The organism is Streptosporangium sp. OZ121, assembly GCF_051918885.1.
GTDB lineage: Bacteria > Actinomycetota > Actinomycetes > Streptosporangiales > Streptosporangiaceae > Streptosporangium.
Genome location: NZ_JBPXMC010000038.1, coordinates 55419 through 73893 on the forward strand (window position 1 = coordinate 55419; position 18475 = coordinate 73893).

The window sequence follows — 18475 nt, forward strand, 5'->3', positions numbered from 1 at the left end:
TCATCGTGCTGTCACGTCAGGTGAGGGGGACATCGGGGTGGTACGGGCCAGCGCGACGGTTCCGGCTGCGGTGAGCGCGGCCGCCGCCAGCGCGGTGAGCGTGCTCGCCGCGCCGGTCGGCAGGGGCTCGCCGAGCAGGAGGGCGCCGAAGGCGACGGCGGTGAGGGGATCGGCCACCTGCAGGGCGGCGAACGCCACGCCGAAGTGGCCGACGGCGTAGGCGCGCTGGAGCAGCGCCAGCGCGATCACGGCGGGCATCGGGACGGCGAACAGGAACCACGGCTCCCAGTCGCCGTCGACCAGGACGCGGGTGAGCGTGGCGGTCGCGCCGTACAGCACGCCCGCGCCCGTGGCGAGCAGGCAGGCCCGTGCGGCGGGGGAGGCCCGCCTGGCGAGGGTCCACAGCGCCAGGGCGGCGGTGGCCGCCCCCGCGAGCAGGACCACCGCCTCCCCGGTGCTGAGGTGGGGGTTCCCGCTGTGCTCGGGCACGACCAGCACCAGGCCGATCAGCCCGATGGCGATCACCGCCGCCGAGGCCAGCTCACCTGGCCGCGGCCTGCGGCGTCGCAGGGCCGCGGCACACGGCAGGGCGAACAGGAGGCTGGCCACGCCCATCGGCTGCACCAGGGTGAGCGGGCCGTATTTCAGCGCGACGATGTGCAGGGCCGTGCCGCCCGCGATGGACAGGCCGCCGAGCAGCCACCGGGGGCGCCTGACCAGGTACCCGAGACCGGCGCGGGACGTGCTCGCCGCCTCGAACTGCTGCAGAGCGGCACCGAGTGCGAAGAACAGGGATCCCAGCAACGCCAGGCCGGCCGCCAGCACGGTCATGCACACTCCTTCCAAGCAGATGAAGACATGGCGAGATGACCGGATCGCCTCGTGGAGGCGTCCGTTGAGGGGTTCGAGGTGAACAGTCGAAGCGTCCCGCGCGGGGAGGTGCCGGAGCCATAGGGGTTCACCCTGACTTCGCAGGGAATTCCCCGAGATTCGCGTCGGGGCTGTTGACCTGCTGGCTTCTCTTATCGTAGTTTCTCGGGCATGGATCTCGTGGGCGCCTGGCGCCTGGTCGAGTGGCGGATCGCCGGTGCCGACGGGCGGGTCTCGCACCCCTTCGGCACGGACGCGGTGGGCCTGCTCTGCTACACCCCCGACGGCCACATGAGCGCGACGATCGCGCGGGCCGGGCGCGCCCCGCTGCCCGGCACCAGCCCGAGGCAGGCGCCCCCGGAGGCGCTGGCCGAGGCGTTCACGTCGTTCTTCGCCTACGCGGGCCGCTACGAGGTCCGCGACGGCCACGTCGCCCATGACGTCGAGGTGGCGCTCAACCCTGCCTTCGCGGGCACCGTCCAGGTCCGCGAGCTGAACGCCGACGGTGACCGGCTGGTCCTGGCGGCCGGCGAGGGCGGCCGGTGGCACACCCTGATCTGGAGGCGGTCGTGAACGTCGTGCTTTCGGTACGGATCCGGAGGCGGTCGTGAACTCCGAGCGTTCGGCACGGCTCGCGCGGGCGGTCGAGGCCAGGCGCACCAGGGAGAGCTGGAACGCCTACCCTGACGCGCCCTCCCGCCACCCCGGGGGCGAGGCCGCGCGGGAGGCCGGGCGCAAGGCCCACGAGTCCCGCCTCGGCGGCCGGTTCGACCTGCCGGAACACCCCGGTTCCCACGCCGTCGCCGGGGGTGAGGTCTCGCCCTACACCGGCGAGCCGCTGGGCGTCGCCTACCCGGTCGCGAGCGCCGACGAGGTCTACCGGGCCGCCCTGGCCGCCTGGCCCGCCTGGCGCGACGCCACCCCCGAGACCAGGACGGACCTCTGCCTGGCCGCCTGCGACCGGATCTACGAGCGATCCTTCGAGTTCGTGCCCGCCACCATGCACACCGCCGGTCAGAGCGCGGCGATGAGCTTCACCGGCAGCGGCACGAACGCCCTCGACCGGGGGATCGAGGCGATCGCCGCCGCCTGGTCGGCGATGGAGCGGGTCACCCCGCACGCGACCTGGACCCGCGGCTTCGGCACCTCCGAGCTCAGCCTGGACAAGCGCTACCGGATCGTGCCGCGCGGCGTCGCGGTCGTCGTCACCTGCGCGAGCTTCCCCGCCTGGAACGCCTACCCGGCGATCTTCGCCAACCTCGCCACCGGCAACCCGGTGATCGTCAAGCCGCACCCCACCGCGGTGCTGCCGATGGCGCTGGCGGTCGCCGCCTGCCGGGAGGTCCTCGCCGGGGCAGGGTTCGACCCCGGCCTGGTCACCCTGGCCGTCGACACCGCCGAGGCGCCGATCGCCAAGGAACTGATCGGCCACCCCGCCTGCCGGATCGTCGACTTCACCGGCAGCGCCGCGTTCGGCGCCTGGGTGGAGGCGAACGCCTTCCCCGCGATCTCCTACACCGAGACCTCGGGGCTCAACGCGGTCGTGCTCGACTCCGCAGACGACCTCGCGCCCGTGCTGCGGGCCGTCGCCGGGTCGCTCTGCCTGTTCTCCGCGCAGATGTGCACCAGCCCGCAGAACATCTTCGTGCCCCGCGCCGGGGTGCGGACCTCCTCGGGAACGGTCTCCTTCGAGGAGGTCGGCGAGGCCCTGGCGGAGGCCGTACGGCAGATCTCCACCGTGCCCAGGCGAGCGGCCTCCGTGCTGGCGGCCATCCAGTCGCCCGCCACGCTCGCCCTGCTCGACGAGCTGCGCGGCCGGGGTGGCGTGCTCCTGGACGCCGCGCCGTACGAGCACCCGGAATTCCCCGCGGCGCGCACCAGCGGTCCGCTGCTGCTCGCCACCGAGGACCCGGCGGTCTACGGCGAGGAGCGCTTCGGGCCGGTCGCCTTCCTCGTCCCCGCCGAGGACCGGGAGGCCGCGCTACGGACCGCCTCCGCCGACGCCGGGGACAAGGGCGCGATCACCGCCTTCTGCTACTCGGTCGACGAGGACTTCGTCGACCGGGCCGAGGACGCCTTCGCCCTCGCGGGCGCCGCGCTCACCTCCAACCTCACCGGCCCGATGCCGCTCAACTTCTCCGCCGCCTACAGCGACTACCACGTCAGCGGGCTCAATCCGGCGGGGAACGCCTCCCTCACCGACGACGCCTTCGTGTCCGGGCGCTTCCGCGTCACGCAGTCGCGCCGCCCGGCCGTCAGTCACCGGAGGTGACCAGTTCCGCCTCCGGCGCGGAACGGCGGCGGAGGTAGCGGACGGCCTCGACCACGACGGTGACCGCCAGGGCGATGCCGAGACCGAGCAGCAGGCCCTTGATCGGGTCGTGCTCGAAGGCCGCGCCGCCCACGTAGCCGATCACTCCCGAGTAGACCGCCCAGGTCACCGCGGCGAGGGCGTCGAAGAGGGCGAACGAGCGCCGGGGATAGGCGACCGCGCCCATGGTCAGGGTGCAGGCGGTCCGGCCGCCGGGAATGTAGCGGGCCACCACGAGGACCAGCCCGCCCCGCTCGGCCAGCGCCCGCTCCGCCCAGGCGAACGCCCTGCGGCTGCGCCTGCCGTTGCGCAGCCGGTCGTTGGTGGTACGCCCGATGGCGTACGAGATGTGGTCGCCCGCGAACGCGCCCAGCGCGGCCACCACGATCACCAGGAGCAGGTCGGGGGCGCCGGTGGCGGCGGCGAACACCCCGGCCGTGATGACGGACGTCTCCGCCGGGACCACGGGGAAGAAACCGTCGAGCAGCGCCAGCGCGAACAGCGCCAGGTAGATCCATGGAGATGTCATCACATCGTGCAGGACGTCGAGGATGGCCTGTGTCACGTCGGGCTCCAGCCGGGGGGTCGCGAATGTCTCACGCAGCACGCTGGCGGCCCGGTGACTCTCAGGGCATCCGGGAGGAACCCCGGTGTTCTCGGATCACATCCCTGAGATCACCGGGGGTCCGTCCCGCCGACTCCGGAAACCGGGCGGAGCCGGTCACCTCGCTCGAACGGCCTGAGCCGCCCCCTCCTGGAGGGGGGCGGCTCAGTTGAGCTGCCAGATGGCGAGATTCAGCGCGGCCGCGTACGTCACCCAGAGCAGGTAGGGCACCAGCAGCCAGGCGGCCGGGCGGCTGATCCGCCGGAACATGACGATGTTGAGCACGATCGCGAGCCAGAGGACGACGATCTCCGCGAACGCCAGGCCGTACTGGCCGGCGCCGAAGAACAGCGGTGTCCAGGCGGTGTTGAGGACCAGCTGGACCGCGTAGACGCCGAGCGCCGGTGTCAGGCCGCGCGCCGACCAGGCGAGCCAGCCGGACAGGGCGATCATGACGTACAGGACCGTCCAGGCCGGGCCGAACAGCCACTGCGGCGGTGCCCAGGGCGGCCGCTCCAGCGACAGGTACTCGCCGCCGGCGTCGACGGCCGACAGCGATCCCACCACCGCCACCAGCACGAGCGCGACGGCGAAGACGGGCAGCCCGGCCCAGCGTTTCGGTTGATGCGCGATGACCATGGAAACCTCCCTGCCCCCTTCTTCGCGGATCTACCGCGCCGCGGTTCCCCCCGTACGGGGGCGCCGTATCCTCGCCGGGCCCGGTGCGGGAGCTCCGGGGTTTCCCGGCGCGGGGGTTCAGGGTGCGGGGGTTCAGGGTGCGGGGACTCAGGGTGCGGGAGGCTCAGGCGGGCGGGGCGGCGATGGCCGGGGTGGCGACCGGGTCGTAGTGCAGGCGGCGCAGCATCCGGCGGAAGGCGTACAGGGAGAAGGCCACCGCCAGGCCGCTGATCACGGCCACGGCCGTGGTGCGGACCAGCAGGTAGGTGCCGATCGACTCGTGCAGCAGGAGCCAGATGCTCACCGCGGAGTTGGCCAGCAGCACGAAGGCCCACAGCAGGGTGATGCGCGCGAAGAACCGGCGGACCCGCTCGTGTTTCAGCACCGCCGAGGGCAGGTGGATGTAGTCGAGGGTCAGCTTCTGCACCAGCGGGCGGTTGAACCGCACCGAGGCGAGGAAGACCATGCTGATGCAGATCGTCCCGAGCTCCGGCTGGAGGAAGTAGATCACCGCGCTCCCGGTCCAGAACCCCAGCAGCGCCCGCACGGTGATCGCGATGACGGCGAGGATCATCGTGCCGGGCACCGGAATCCGCCGGACCAGCCGCCACCCCACCCCCGCGTACACCCAGGTGACCGCCGCGATCAGCGCGCCCTTCAGACCGAGGAGGGCGAGCGCGGCGTAGAAGACGGCGAGGGGGGCGACGACGCCCTCCAGCAGCTTCGGCGCCGCCTGCCTGGCGAGAGCGGTGAGGCGAGGGAAGACGATGGGCTGGTGGCTCATGACGCTCCACGGGCTGGTGCGGTGGCAGGCGCTGGGCGTTCACGCCTACCCCGGCATGACACGAGCATGTCAGGCCGTCGCGAGGGGTTGCGGAGAGGGTTGCTTCCGGTGTTCACCGGCCACTCACCGTACCTGACCCCGTGCCGTGCTCTCGTGAAAACAACTCAATAACACTGCAATAACGGATGAGACAGGTGCGGATCATTACGATTCACGAAAAGGATCACTATGCCGGTAACGGTTGAGAAACGGGAGCTTTCCTGATCGGGTCCGGTCCGCGACGATGAGAGACATGGCAGTGCTGCGCACGCACGCGTCCCGCCGTTCCACCGAGGGTGTCGAGAATGTGGCCGCCCAGCTCGTCCGCTGGCCGGACCTGGCGCTGAAACGCACCAGGAAGGGGCTGGGATTCCGGGCCGGCGGCAGGGAGATCGTCAGGATGTCCGGCGATCACACCGCGGAGCTGCTCCTCACCAAACCCATGATCGAAAAGTGGGCGCGGGTGCTCACCGACTGCCATCGGATCACCCCCGGCGCCGACGCCGGATGGGTGGCCATGTCCATCGAGGGCCGGGCCGACGCCGAGCTGTTCCTCTCGCTCGTCAGCGTCGCGATCAAGGTCAACCAGGGCCCGCGGTAACGGCGTCGTCCGGCCCGCGGCAACGGCGGCGGCAAAGGGTGGCGGCGGGCGTGTCATCCGGGGTTCGCGATGGCCGGCATCGGTCCGAAGCGGCGGTGGACGTCGGTCCGAAGTGGCGGTGGACGGTGCCGGCCGAGGGCGGCGGTAGGCGGCGTCAGCCGAGGGTCGCGGTGGCCAGCCTCGCCCCGAAGCCGATGAACAGCGCGCCCACACCCGTCCGCAGCCCGGCCGACAGTCCGCGGCGGGCCCGGAACCGTCCGGCCAGGAACGTCCCGCCGAAGATCAGCGCCGACAGGTAGAGCACGCTGAACAGCTGGCAGATCGCGCCCAGGATCAGGAAGGAGACCGCGGGGGTGCCGTAGGCGGGGTCCACGAACTGGATGAAGAACGAGATGAAGAACAGGATCGCCTTCGGGTTCATCAGGCTGACGATCAGGGCCTTGCGGAAGGGGTTCTCCGTGATCCCCTCCCGGCCGGGGGCCGCCTCCGCGGCCTCGCTCCCGGCGTCGGGCGAACGCCACGAGCGCCAGGCCGACCGGAGCATCTGGAACCCGATCCACGCGAGGTAGGCCGCACCGGCGTACTTGACGACGTTGAACAGGAGCGGCGTCGACTTCAGCAGGGAGGCGGCCCCCGCCGCCGCCAGCACCATCAGGACGGTGTCGCCGACGAAGACCCCCATCGCCCCCCGGTACCCCTGCCGGACCCCGCGCTGGGCGGCGGTGCTGAGCACGTACAGCGAGTTCGGGCCGGGCAACAGGATGATGAAGAAGGCGCCGACCACGTAGGTCCAGATGTCGGTGATGCCGAAGAACACGTCGATACTCCAGGGGGCGTTACGGATACGTCATTACCGTATCGCCTAAAGGTGCTTATCTTCCTTTCCGGGTTTTCCGGACGCCATGCGCAGGGTTTTCCGGACGCCATGCGCCGTGTCGCCCGGACGCCATGAGTGGCCGGGCGGGGGAGCGCGGCGGGTGAGGGGTCGCCGTGCCGTTCCTCCGCGTGCCCTGGGGCGGGCGGAGGAAAGCGCCCGGCACGGCATCGGAGACTGACGTTTTTGGGCCTTGTGGCAAGGGTCTGTCAAGGCTACGATCGCGACAACTCTTAGGAAACTTTCCTAAAAGAAATGCCGACTGGGGGTGCCCGTGGCCCGTGCCTCCCCTCCGACCCGTGTCCAGCTGCGAAAACTCGACGGCGGCAGCCGTCACTGCTGAAGGTCCGACCGTCCGGACGCCTCACCCCCCAGGTTCCACGTCCATGGGAGCGATCATGCGGCGCACCTTTTCCTTACTTGTCCTGACTGCGGCTGCAAGCCCTCACCGGGGCCTGCCCACCCCCGCCACCCCCGTCTCCGGCGACACGTCCGCACCCGCCATCGCGGCCCCCGTCGTGCTCACCGTGCCCGCCGCCGGCACGGCCGCCATCGGCGCCGCCGTCGCCGCCTCCGCCCGTCCCGAGGCCCCAGGCCGGGGTTCGCGAGCCATGGGTGAGCACCGGCGCCCGGGAACCACGAGTGAGCACGCGCCCACGGACGCAGCCGCCGAGCCCCTGGTCCTCCCGAAGGGCGGGCGTGGCCCGTCCTCGAAGCGCCGGCACCGGATCCCCTCGGCACCGCACGCCGGCCGGCGGCGTCCGGGGCGCGTGACGGCGGCCCAGACGCCGGCGACCCGGTGACGACTCGCTGAACCCGGCGGTCTTCGGCGTCCCGCGCCGATCGACGGAACGCTCCCCCGGTCGGAGCCGTGCCCACCCCGCCGTACGGCCCGCGTCCACGTTCGCGCCCGCGCACCCCCCGCGTGGCGCGGGTCGTACGGTCACCCCCACGGAATGCATGAGGTCAACGTGAAATTACGCGCCATCGCTCGTTCTCTCGTCGCCCTGGCGGCCCTCGTCCTGGCGATGACGGTCGCGCTCCCGGCCCAGGCCGCCTCGGCGACCGCCGTCTTCACCAAGACCTCGGACTGGGGTACCGGTTTCGAGGGCAAGTACACGATCACCAATGGTGGTACGACGACCATCAACGGCTGGTCGGTGGCCTTCGATCTGCCTTCGGGGGCGAATATCGGGGCCTTCTGGGACGCGTCGTTGAGTCGTAGCGGGCAGCGTTTCACCTTCACCAATGTCGGCTGGAACGGCACTCTGGCGCCCGGTGCGACCGCGAGTTTCGGTTTCAACGGCAGTCCGGGTGGTGTGACCCCGTCCAACTGCACCCTCAACGGCGCGGCGTGCGGCGGCACCACTCCCGTCACCCCGGGGACACCGGGGAATCCGACCGTGACCGGGACGACCAACTCCTCGATCTCCCTGTCGTGGGGTGCCTCCAGCGGCACCGTCACCGGCTACCGCGTCTACGAAGGATCCACGCAGCGGGCCCAGGTCACCGGCACCAGCGCCACGATCGGCTCCCTCGGCACGTGCACCTCGCACACCTACACGGTCAAGGCCTACAACGCCCAGGGCGAGTCGGCGGCCAGCGGCGCGGTGAGCGCCACCACCACCGGCTGCACCGGCGGCGCCCCCGGCAAGCCCGGCGCGCTGTCGGCGACCGGCGGCACGAACAGCGTCGCGCTGTCGTGGGGCGCGTCATCGGGGACGGTGACCGGCTATCGGGTGTACGAGGGATCCACGGTGAGGGCGACCGTGACCGGCACGAGCGCGACGGTGTCGGGGCTGGGCGTGTGCGAGGCGCACACCTACACGGTGGCGGCGTACAACTCGGCGGGCGAGGGCCAGAGGAGCGACCCGGCGAGCGCGACCACGAACGGCTGCACCGGCGGCGGCCCGCTGCCCAAGCACTTCCTCACCGGCTACTGGCACAACTTCGACAACCCGGCCGTCGAGCTGCGGCTGTCGGCGGTGCCCAACGAGTACGACCTGGTCGCGGTCTCCTTCGGCGAGGCCACCGCCACCCCGGGTGAGGTCGTCTTCGCCGTGGACCCGGGCCTGTCCGCCTCCCTCGGTGGCTACACCGACGCCCAGTTCAGGGCCGACGTGCAGACCCTCCACTCCCGTGGCAAGAAGGTCATCCTCTCGGTCGGCGGCGAGGCGGGCCGAGTGCAGGTGGCCAGCGCCGCCGCCGCGACCAAGTTCGCCGACACCGTCTACGCCCTGATGCAGAGCTACGGCTTCGACGGCGTCGACATCGACCTGGAGAACGGGCTCAACTCCACCTACATGGGCCAGGCGCTCCGGTCGCTGCGGGCCAAGGCGGGCGCGAACCTGATCATCACGATGGCGCCGCAGACCATCGACATGCAGTCCACCGGCGGCGAGTACTTCAAGCTGGCGCTGGCCATCAAGGACATCCTCACCGTCGTCCACACCCAGTTCTACAACTCCGGCTCCATGCTCGGCTGCGACCAGATGGCCGCCTACTCGCAGGGCTCGGTCAACTTCATGACCGCGCTGGCCTGCATCCAGCTGGAGAACGGCCTCCGCCCCGACCAGGTGGCGCTCGGCCTGCCCGCCGGACCCGGCGCGGCGGGCGGCGGGATCGTCGCCCCCGCCCTGGTGAACCAGGCCCTGACCTGCCTGGCCACCAGGACCAACTGCGGCAGCTTCGTGCCGCCGCGCACCTACCCCGGGATCCGTGGCGCGATGACCTGGTCCATCAACTGGGACGCCAGCAACAACTGGAACTTCTCCAGGACCGTCAAGCCGCACCTGGCGACCCTGCCCTAGCACCCGGAACCTCCTCACCTCCCGCCCCCGGACCCCCGACCTCCCGATCTCCGGACCTGCCCGGCACCGCGCGACCCACGACCGGGCCGGGCAGGCCCCGGATCCCGTACCTCGAACACCTCGCCTCTTTCGACCCCCGGCACCTCGCCCCCCCCGGCACCTCGCGCCCTCCGGCACCTCGCACCCTCCGGCACCTCGCATCCCCCAACACCTCGCACCCCCCAACCGAGGAAGAGTCATGAGATTTCGACGAACGCTGACCGCGGTCCTGGCCGCGCTCGGCATGTCACTCGGCCTGTCACTGGTCGCGACCCCCGCGTTCGCGGCGCCCCCCACCGCCGTCTTCACCAAGGTCTCCGACTGGGGTACCGGTTTCGAGGGCAAGTACACGATCACCAATGGTGGTACGACGACCATCAATGGCTGGTCGGTGGCCTTCGATCTGCCTTCGGGGGCGAACGTCGGGGCCTTCTGGGACGCGTCGTTGAGTCGTAGCGGGCAGCGTTTCACCTTCACCAATGTCGGCTGGAACGGCACTCTGGCGCCCGGTGCGACCGCGAGTTTCGGTTTCAACGGCAGTCCGGGTGGTGTGACCCCGTCCAACTGCACCCTCAACGGCGCGGCGTGCGGCGGCACCACTCCCGTCACCCCGGGGACACCGGGGAATCCGACCGTGACCGGGACGACCAACTCCTCGATCTCCCTGTCGTGGGGTGCCTCCAGCGGCACCGTCACCGGCTACCGCGTCTACGAAGGATCCACGCAGCGGGCCCAGGTCACCGGCACCAGCGCCACGATCGGCTCCCTCGGCACGTGCACCTCGCACACCTACACGGTCAAGGCCTACAACGCCCAGGGCGAGTCGGCGGCCAGCGGCGCGGTGAGCGCCACCACCACCGGCTGCACCAACCCGCAGCCGCCCGGCAAGATGCCCGGAGCCCCTTACCTCTACATGGGCTGGGGCAACCCGCCCAACCCCGCCACCGTCATGAGCGCCACCGGCGTGAAGTCCTTCACCATGGCGTTCATCCTGTCCAGCGGCGGCTGCAACCCCGCCTGGGACGGCAACCGGCCGCTGACCGGCGGCACCGACCAGGCCGCGATCAACCAGATCAAGGCCGCGGGCGGCAGCGTGCAGATCTCCTTCGGCGGCTGGTCGGGCAACAAGCTCGGCCCGAACTGCTCCACCCCGGCCGCCTTCGCCGGAGCCGTGCAGCAGGTCATCAACGCCGTCGGCCCGGCGGTCGTCGACTTCGACATCGAGAACACCGACGAGTTCGAGAACTACACCGTCCAGGACCGCATCCTCAACGGCCTGAAGATCGTCAAGCAGAACAACCCGAACGTCAAGATCGCCGTCACCTTCGGCACCTCCACCACCGGCCCGACCTCCCACGGCATCCGCCTGATCAACCAGGCCAAGGCGCTGGCCGTGCCGATCGACAACTACACGATCATGCCGTTCGACTTCGGCGCCTCCAACATCTACACCGACACCGTCAACGCCTCCGAGGGCCTGAAGAACGCGCTCAAGGCCGCCAACGGCTGGACCGACGCGCAGGCGTACGCCCGGATGGGCATCTCCGGCATGAACGGCCTGTCCGACCAGCAGGAGCTGACCACCGTGGCGGCCTGGACCCAGATCCGCGACTGGGCCAGGTCCAAGGGCCTGACCCGCTTCGCCTACTGGGCGGTCAACCGCGACCGTCCCTGCCCGGGCGGCGGCGTGACCTCCACCTGCAGCGGGATCGCCCAGAACGACTGGGACTTCACCCGCGTCACCGCCGGCTTCTGAACCGGCACGACCCGCACGACCCGTACGGCCGGCACGACCCGTACGGCCCGCACCCCGCCCGGGGTGCGGGCCGTACCCCCACGACACCCTCCTAAAGATCTTTGCGGGGTAAATCGGATGTACCTCAGGAAACTCGCCGTGGCCGCCGTACTGGCGCTCAGCGGGACGATGTTGGCCGCGACACCGGCCCACGCGGCCAACATCGCGACGAACCCGGGCTTCGAGAACGGGCTGAGCGGGTGGACCTGCTCCGCCTCCTCGGGCGCCACGACCGTCTCCTCACCCGTACACGGCGGGACCAGGGCCCTGCAGGCGACACCGGCGGGGAACGACACCGCCCGCTGCCAGCAGACGGTCAGTGTCAGGCCGTCCTCGGCCTACACCCTGTCGGCCTGGGTCAGGGGCGGCTACGTCTTCCTCGGCGCGACCGGAACCGGCGGGACCGACCCCAGCACGTGGACGTCCTCGCCGTCGTCCTACGCCCAGCTGTCGACCTCGTTCACCACCGGCGCCTCGACCACCTCGGTGACGATCCACGTCAACGGCTGGTACGGCCAGGGCGTCTACCAGGCCGACGACGTCGTCCTCGACGGAGCGCCGGGGCAGGGACAGCCTCCCGCGGCGCCCACCGGCCTCACCGGCACCGGCAACGCCACCACCGCCTCGCTGAGCTGGAGCGCCTCCTCGGGCGCGACCGGCTACAACGTCTACCGCGACGGCACCAGGGTCGGCACCGCCACCGGGACCACCTTCTCCGAGACCCCCGGCACCGGCACCCACTCGTACCAGGTGAGCGCGACGAACGCCTCCGGCGAGTCGGCGAGGTCCGGCGCGGTCTCCGTGACGGTCGGCACCGGGCAGCCGCCGCTTCCGGCCGTGCCGTCGGGGCTGGCCGCCACCGTCAGCGGCACGAGCGTCTCGCTGAGGTGGAACACCTCCTCGGGCGCGACCGCCTACAACGTCTACCGAAACGGGACGAGGGTCGGCACCCCCGCCGCGACCTCCTACACCGACACCCCGGGCGCGGGGACGCACAGCTACCAGGTGAGCGCCTCCAACTCCGCCGGTGAGTCGGCGAGGTCCGGCGCGGTCTCCGCGACCGTCACCGGCACGCCCCCCGGCAACCTGCCCAAGCGGGTGCTGGTCGGCTACCTGCACGCCTCCTTCGCCAACGGCTCCGGCTACATCCGGATGGCGGACGTCCCCAACGAGTGGAACGTCATCAACCTGTCCTTCGGCGAGCCCACCTCGGTGACCTCCGGAGACATCCGCTTCACCCAGTGCCCGGTCGCCGAGTGCCCCAACGTCGAGTCCGAGGCCGAGTTCATCGCCGGGATCCGGGCCAAGCAGGCGCTCGGCAAGAAGGTGCTGATCTCGATCGGCGGCCAGAACGGCCAGGTCCAGCTGAGCACCACGGCCGCGCGCGACAAGTTCGTCCAGTCGGTGGGCGCCATCATCGACAAGTACGGCCTCGACGGACTGGACATCGACTTCGAGGGCCACTCCCTCTATCTCGACAACGGCGACACCAACCTGTCGGCCCCCACCACCCCGGTCATCGTCAACCTGATCTCCGCGCTCAAGACCCTCAAGGCCAGGTACGGCGCCAGGTTCGTGCTGACCATGGCCCCCGAGACGTTCTTCGTCCAGCTGGGCTACCAGTTCTACGGCCCGGGCCCCAACGGCTCCGCCGACCGGCGGGCCGCCTCGTACCTCCCCGTCATCCACGCGATGCGCGACGACCTGACCCTGCTGCACGTCCAGGACTACAACTCCGGGCCGATCATGGGACTGGACAACCAGTACCACACCATGGGCGGTCACGACTTCCACGTCGCCATGACCGACATGCTGCTCGCCGGCTTCCCCATCGCGGGCAACCCGAACAACGTCTTCCCCGCCCTGCGCCAGGACCAGGTCGCCATCGGCCTGCCCGCCGCCCCGTTCGCGGGTAACGGTTTCACCACGGTCGCCGAGGTCCAGAAGGCCTTCGACTGCCTGGCCAAGGGGACCGACTGCGGGTCGTACCGGCCGAGAGGGGTCTACCCGAACCTCCGCGGCCTGATGACCTGGTCGATCAACTGGGACAGGTACAACGCCTTCGAGTTCTCCCGCAGCCACCGGGCCTATCTCGACGGCCTGGGCTGAAAGCCCCTCGCCGCCGGGGGAGACGGACTTCCGGCGGCGAGGTTCCCCCCTCCGCGTCTCCTCACGTCCTCCGGTGTCCGGTGTCCCGAAGCGGTCGCCCGTCGTGACGGCCCGGATTCCGGAGGCCGGGAAAACTGGCAGAGTGGTCTCGGTTTGGAGATCCGGGTGGCTGGTTGGTCGCCAGGTCCGGCAGGCTAGGGGCCGTCATGGACTACGCAATTCTCACGGGGTTCGTCCTCGTTCTCGGTGTCGTGCTCGCCCTGGTCGCGCAGTGGAAGGGCTGGAGACCCTCGCTGCTGGTCATCCTGGGGGTCGGAATAGCCTTCCGGGTGCTCATCATGGCCACCTCGGCGGTGGACACCTGGCAACCGGTCGACTTCATCAACAGCTTCAAGCCCGCCGGCGAGGCGGTCCTGAACCGTGAGGACCCCGTTCTGGGCAGCTCGGGAGGCTGGCACTTCCTGCCGACCATCCCCTACGTATACGGCCTCCTGCTCTGGCTGGGCATCCCCTGGGAGATCGGCGGTCGCCTGGTCACCGTGGTCGCCGACATCGTGCTGATCCCGCTGGTCGGCAAGCTCGCCGGTGGGCCCAACGCGTCGCTGCGCGCCTTCCAGTACGCCTGCAACCCGCTCGCCATCCTCGTCGCCTCCGTCCACGGCCAGGTCGAGCCGGTCGCCCTGGTCTTCGGCGTGGCCGCCTTCGTCGTGGCCCGAGGTCCCGGCGACCCCCACCGGCCGGGCATGACCACCAGCCCGCTCGCGCTGGCACGGCAGAGCGTCGCGCTGCACGGCCTCGCCGGCGCCGTACGGCACGCCTTCGGCCCCGAGGGGGTGCTCCGCGGGGCGCTCACCCCGCGCCAGGGCGACCGGCAGTCCCTGCGCCGCGCCCTGTTCGCGGGACTGCTGATGGGACTGGCGCTGTGCGCCAAGAGCTGGCCGATCTGGCTCATCCCCGGCATGCTCCTGCTGCTGCCCACCTTCCGCGCCCGCGCCGTGGCGTTCGTGGCCACGGGCATCGCGCCGGTCTTCTTCCTGGTCACCCTGCCGATCTTCGCCGGCACCTCGCTGAGCCAGATCCCCGAGGTCATCCGGGTGATCCAGGACGTCCGCCCGATCGTCGGACAGTGGGGCTGGACCGCCATCGGCATGCACGGCGTCAACGACCTGCACCAGGGGTTCGCCACGTTCGGCACCCGCCTGATCTACGTCACCATGCTGGCGACGGCTCTCGTGTGGCGTCGCGCCGACCCGATCGACCTCACCACGGCGCTGCTGCTCGCCTTCATGGTCGTCACCCCCAGGCTCGGCGCGCAGTATCTCCTGTGGTTCATGCCGTTCCTGATCGCCCGTCCCACCCGCTTCGCGTGGCCGGCGATCATCGGCGTCTCCCTGTGGGCGGGCTACGGCTACCTCTACATGACGCAGTTCGACTCCGCCACCTGGCGAAGTCTCCACGTCGTCTGGTCGCAGGCCTCCATCGTGCTGCTGCCGATCCTGGCGCTCGCCATGCCGTGGGGGCGCCGCGTCCCCCGCGCACCCGTCGCCTCTCCCGAGGGACCGCCCCCCTCGGCACCCGTTCCGGCGTCCGCCTGACGTCTCGCGGCGTCCGGATCCCGATGCCCGCCTGAACGGGGCCGCTCCTTCCCACCCGGCCCCGTGCTCCGCCCTCGGCCCTGTGGCCCGTCCGGGTCGCCCGCTCTCGAGCACGCCCGCCCCACCGCCCAGCCACCGCCGCGTGACGGGGCGGCGGGGCGGCCCGGGAGGCTGGTAAATTCCGGTTCTGTGACGAGCACCGTGGAAATCTTGCGTTACACCGCTTTCACCCACGACCCCGAGGGGGGAAACCCCGCCGGGATCGTCCTCGACGCGGCCGGACTCTCCGACGCGGAGATGCTGGCCGTCGCCGCCGAGGTCGGATACTCCGAGACGGCGTTCGTGACCGCACGCGACGACGAGCGACGCGCCTTCCGGGTCCGATACTTCGCCCCCTCGGCGGAGGTGGCGTTCTGCGGGCACGCCACGATCGCCACCTCCGTGGTGCTGGCCGAACGCCTCGGGACCGGGCGCCTGGCGTTCGACACCAACGCGGGCGAGATCGTCGTCGACACCGAGATCGCCGACGACGCGCTCCTGGCCACGCTCACCAGCGTCCCCACGCACTCACGGCCCGTCACGGAGGACGCGCTTGAGGAGGCCCTCGCCGCCCTCGGCTGGTCCCGCGACGATCTCGACCCGGCCTTCCCTCCGCACGTCGCGTTCGGCGGCGTGGAGCATCTCGTGGTCGCGGCCTCCTCGCGCGAACGCCTGGCCGGCCTCGACTACGACTACGAGCGGCTGAAGGCGCTGATGACCCGCGAAGGCTGGACGACGGTGAACCTGTTCTGGCGGGAGAGCGACGAGCGCTTCCACGCCCGCAACCCGTTCCCGGTCGGGGGCGTCGTGGAGGATCCCGCCACCGGGGCCGCCGCCGCTGCCTTCGGCGGCTACCTGCGTGTGCTCGGGAACGGCTCCTCGGAGTTCACGGTCATCCAGGGGGTGGACATGGGGCGGTCCAGCACGCTGAAGGTCTCGATCGCCTCCCCCGACGGCCGGAGCCGGGTGAGCGGCGGAGCGGTCGCGCTGGAGACCGCCTGACCCGCACCGGTCCTCAGGTGGTCCCGTCGCCTGGCTGGTCGAGCAGCCGGCTCAGGGGCACCCCCGCCAGCCGCCGTACCTCGTTCGCCATGTGCGCCTGGTCGGCGTACCCGCTGACCGCGGCGACCTCGGCCGCCGTGACGCCGCGCCTGGCCAGCCGCAGTGCCCGCTGGAACCTGACCACCCGCTGCAGCACCTTCGGACCGTACCCGAAGGACCGCAGGGACCGGCGCAGGAGCTGTCGCTCGCCGAACCCCAGGTCCCAGGCCACCTCCCTGACGCTCCGGCCCGCCCGCAGTGCCTCGGCGATCGCGGGCGCGGCCGGGTCAGGGCCGGGCGCCGCGCGCAGCCGCACGGCCAGCGCCCGCTGTACGACGTCGGAGAACGGCTCCGGCCGCCGGACCCCGGCCGGCCCGCTGGACGGCTCCGGCTCGGCCTGCGCGGTGAGTGGTTCCAGCTCGGCCAGCTCCGCGAACGGCCCCAGGTAGGACAGCGGCACCCGCAGGTCGCGCAGCCTGTCGAGCGGCACGCCGAACAGCTCGCCGGCCGCGCCGGGCCTGAACCGGATCCCGGTGTAGCGGTCACCCGGCGCCATCCGGACGGGTTTCGGGCCCGTGTCGGGTCCCGCGACGTGCGCTCCCCCCGGGCCCCAGACCAGATCCACGCAGCCGTCGGGCACGACCAGCTGCGTCATGGCGGAGGTCGCCTCGCTGCTCCACACGCAGGCCACCCGCCCGGCGAGGCGGGAGTCCGGCGCCCACTCGCGATACATGACCTCAGGGTACGGGCGAAGGAATCCTCCCCTGCCCCCCGCCTGGTTCCTTCCCCGTGCCGGGTTGCCCGTCGTCGGGGACGTCCCCGGAGACGAGAGCGGCGGCCCAGTCACCGTCGGGGTCGCTGTCGATCAGCAGCGCCCGGGTCAGCAGGCTGAGCGGGATGGCCAGCAGCGCGCCCAGCGGGCCGAGCAGGAACGTCCACAGGATGAGCGAGAGGAAGGTCACGGTGGTGGACAGGCCGACGGCGTCACCGAGGAACTTCGGCTGGATCAGCGACTGCACCACGAAGTTGATCAATATGTAGGCGGCGATCACGAAGATCATGGTTTTCGGTCCGCCCTCCAGGAGACCGAGCAGGGCGGGCGGGATCAATCCCAGGATGAAACCGACGTTGGGGATGTAGTTCGTGATCAGTGCCAGTACTCCCCAGAGGAGGGGGAGTGGCACGCCGAGAATCCAGAGTGCGGCCACGTCCAGTGCGGAGCAGATCAGCCCGAACCCCGTCGAGACCAGGAGATAACGACGGGTCTTGTGGCCGAAGTTGCTGAGTGCCTCGATGAGCAGGGGCCTGCGCGCCGCTCCCATGGCGAGGATCCTGGAGAAGGCCTGAGCGTCCAGGCACATGGCCAGGAGCAGGACGATGACGAGGACCAGGCCGGAGAACACGCCCAGCAGTCCTGAGACGAATCCCTGCGCGAGCGCGAAGATCTTGCCGGGGTCGAAGGAGGTGATCGCCTCGTTCATCTGCTGGGTGCCGATGCCGAGCCTGGCCGCTTGCTGTTGCGCCTCCGCGACGAGCTGGTTGAACTGCGCGTCGTAGGTGGGCGCGAGGGCCGCCATCTGCGCGACCGCCACGGTCAGGATCGCCACCATGCCCAGGAGCACCAGCAGCACGATCGCGAGGGGGATCGCCACCAGCGTCCACCCGGGAGCCCCACGTTCGCGAAGCCATGTTCTCACCGGGGATACCGCCAGGACCAGAACCAGGGCCAGCAACACCGGCCCGATGATCGACCCGATCTCTCTGATCCCCGCCAGGGTGACCACGGCGCCCGCGGCGCAGAGGAGTACGACGAGCGCCCTGGGCAACACTCTTTGGTCCGTCATGACGGATCTCTACCCAGCGGGTGAGAAACACGTCATGGCAGGGCGCGCTCTTCGATTTGACGGAGCTCGGCGGCGTACATAGAGTTCACAGGCCCGAGGGGGTCGGCGGAGATCGCCGGAGCCTCGGGACCCTCCTTCTGATCACCTCCTTCGTCGGGGCGCCTGCGTCACGCCGAAGTCCGGTTGGACAACGACCGGATGTTGGAGTAAGTTAGAGGGGTTGCCCTGGAAACGGGGCAGTCGCAATCCTAGCGGGTTCGGCGGGATCGAGTCGAGAGTCGGAAATCCGACAGTTTGACACGAAACCGGCACTCCCGATAAGATAGTGACACGAAATGGAACGCCCCGGAGTTCTGCCGGACCACTTGGTCGGGTCAGGGTGATGGTGTACGCGTCCGTTTCTTGAGAACTCAACAGTGTGTTAAAAGCCAGTGCATGAAGC

16 protein-coding genes are annotated in these 18475 nt (G+C 70.7%); 8 read left to right on the forward strand and 8 right to left on the reverse strand.

Going from position 1 to position 18475, the window contains the following annotated elements:
- Positions 1–831, reverse strand: coding sequence for a DMT family transporter (locus ACTOQ1_RS38750; RefSeq protein WP_440073128.1), 831 nt, complete (start codon positions 829–831; stop codon positions 1–3).
- Between the two features lie 210 nt (positions 832–1041).
- Between ACTOQ1_RS38750 and ACTOQ1_RS38755 the strand changes: the two genes are divergently transcribed.
- Entirely contained in the window at positions 1042–1443 is a 402-nt protein-coding gene (locus tag ACTOQ1_RS38755; RefSeq protein ID WP_440073129.1) for a lipocalin-like domain-containing protein, read from the forward strand.
- A gap of 34 nt (positions 1444–1477) precedes the next feature.
- Positions 1478–3142 carry a phenylacetic acid degradation protein PaaN gene (gene paaN, locus ACTOQ1_RS38760; RefSeq protein WP_440073131.1) on the forward strand — a complete coding sequence of 555 codons (1665 nt, stop codon included), beginning with the start codon at positions 1478–1480 and terminating at the stop codon, positions 3140–3142.
- Here paaN and ACTOQ1_RS38765 read toward each other — a convergent pair.
- From ACTOQ1_RS38765 to ACTOQ1_RS38775, 3 genes are all read right to left on the reverse strand, one after another.
- On the reverse strand, positions 3126–3746 hold the full coding sequence (locus ACTOQ1_RS38765) for a DedA family protein (RefSeq protein WP_440073133.1): 621 nt from the start codon (positions 3744–3746) through the stop codon (positions 3126–3128). The two genes, paaN and ACTOQ1_RS38765, sit on opposite strands and share 17 nt — an antisense overlap.
- A gap of 204 nt (positions 3747–3950) precedes the next feature.
- A complete protein-coding gene (locus tag ACTOQ1_RS38770; protein ID WP_440073134.1) occupies positions 3951–4424 on the reverse strand; it encodes a TspO/MBR family protein in 474 nt (157 codons plus the stop codon).
- 163 nt (positions 4425–4587) lie between these two features.
- On the reverse strand, positions 4588–5247 hold the full coding sequence (locus tag ACTOQ1_RS38775; RefSeq protein ID WP_440073135.1) for a VC0807 family protein: 660 nt from the start codon (positions 5245–5247) through the stop codon (positions 4588–4590).
- A gap of 292 nt (positions 5248–5539) precedes the next feature.
- Here ACTOQ1_RS38775 and ACTOQ1_RS38780 point away from each other — a divergent pair, with 292 nt between their 5' ends.
- Positions 5540–5887 carry a luciferase domain-containing protein gene (locus ACTOQ1_RS38780; protein ID WP_440073137.1) on the forward strand — a complete coding sequence of 116 codons (348 nt, stop codon included), beginning with the start codon at positions 5540–5542 and terminating at the stop codon, positions 5885–5887.
- Positions 5888–6041: 154 nt separating this feature from the next.
- Here the strand turns inward: ACTOQ1_RS38780 and leuE are convergent, their stop codons facing one another.
- Together leuE and ACTOQ1_RS38790 are read right to left on the reverse strand one after the other, a co-directional pair.
- Positions 6042–6704, reverse strand: coding sequence for a leucine efflux protein LeuE (gene leuE / locus ACTOQ1_RS38785; RefSeq protein ID WP_440073138.1), 663 nt, complete (start codon positions 6702–6704; stop codon positions 6042–6044).
- A gap of 502 nt (positions 6705–7206) precedes the next feature.
- Entirely contained in the window at positions 7207–7374 is a 168-nt protein-coding gene (locus tag ACTOQ1_RS38790) for a hypothetical protein (protein WP_440073140.1), read from the reverse strand.
- Between the two features lie 343 nt (positions 7375–7717).
- Between ACTOQ1_RS38790 and ACTOQ1_RS38795 the strand changes: the two genes are divergently transcribed.
- The 5 genes from ACTOQ1_RS38795 to ACTOQ1_RS38815 all read left to right on the forward strand — a co-directional run bounded on the left by ACTOQ1_RS38795 (position 7718) and on the right by ACTOQ1_RS38815 (position 16150).
- Entirely contained in the window at positions 7718–9571 is a 1854-nt protein-coding gene (locus ACTOQ1_RS38795) for a cellulose binding domain-containing protein (RefSeq protein ID WP_440073141.1), read from the forward strand.
- A gap of 238 nt (positions 9572–9809) precedes the next feature.
- A complete protein-coding gene (locus ACTOQ1_RS38800; RefSeq protein WP_440073143.1) occupies positions 9810–11366 on the forward strand; it encodes a cellulose binding domain-containing protein in 1557 nt (518 codons plus the stop codon).
- A gap of 117 nt (positions 11367–11483) precedes the next feature.
- Complete coding sequence (locus tag ACTOQ1_RS38805; RefSeq protein ID WP_440073144.1) at positions 11484–13514, forward strand: carbohydrate binding domain-containing protein; 2031 nt, start codon at positions 11484–11486, stop codon at positions 13512–13514.
- A 206-nt stretch (positions 13515–13720) separates the two neighbouring features.
- Positions 13721–15109 (forward strand): hypothetical protein, encoded by a 1389-nt coding sequence (locus ACTOQ1_RS38810; protein WP_440073145.1) that lies wholly within the window; start codon positions 13721–13723, stop codon positions 15107–15109.
- 201 nt (positions 15110–15310) lie between these two features.
- A complete protein-coding gene (locus ACTOQ1_RS38815) occupies positions 15311–16150 on the forward strand; it encodes a PhzF family phenazine biosynthesis protein (protein ID WP_440073146.1) in 840 nt (279 codons plus the stop codon).
- 13 nt (positions 16151–16163) lie between these two features.
- Here the strand turns inward: ACTOQ1_RS38815 and ACTOQ1_RS38820 are convergent, their stop codons facing one another.
- Together ACTOQ1_RS38820 and ACTOQ1_RS38825 are read right to left on the reverse strand one after the other, a co-directional pair.
- Complete coding sequence (locus ACTOQ1_RS38820; RefSeq protein ID WP_440073147.1) at positions 16164–16922, reverse strand: DUF6597 domain-containing transcriptional factor; 759 nt, start codon at positions 16920–16922, stop codon at positions 16164–16166.
- Between the two features lie 4 nt (positions 16923–16926).
- Positions 16927–18033, reverse strand: coding sequence for an AI-2E family transporter (locus ACTOQ1_RS38825; protein WP_440073148.1), 1107 nt, complete (start codon positions 18031–18033; stop codon positions 16927–16929).
- Positions 18034–18475 lie beyond the last annotated feature (442 nt).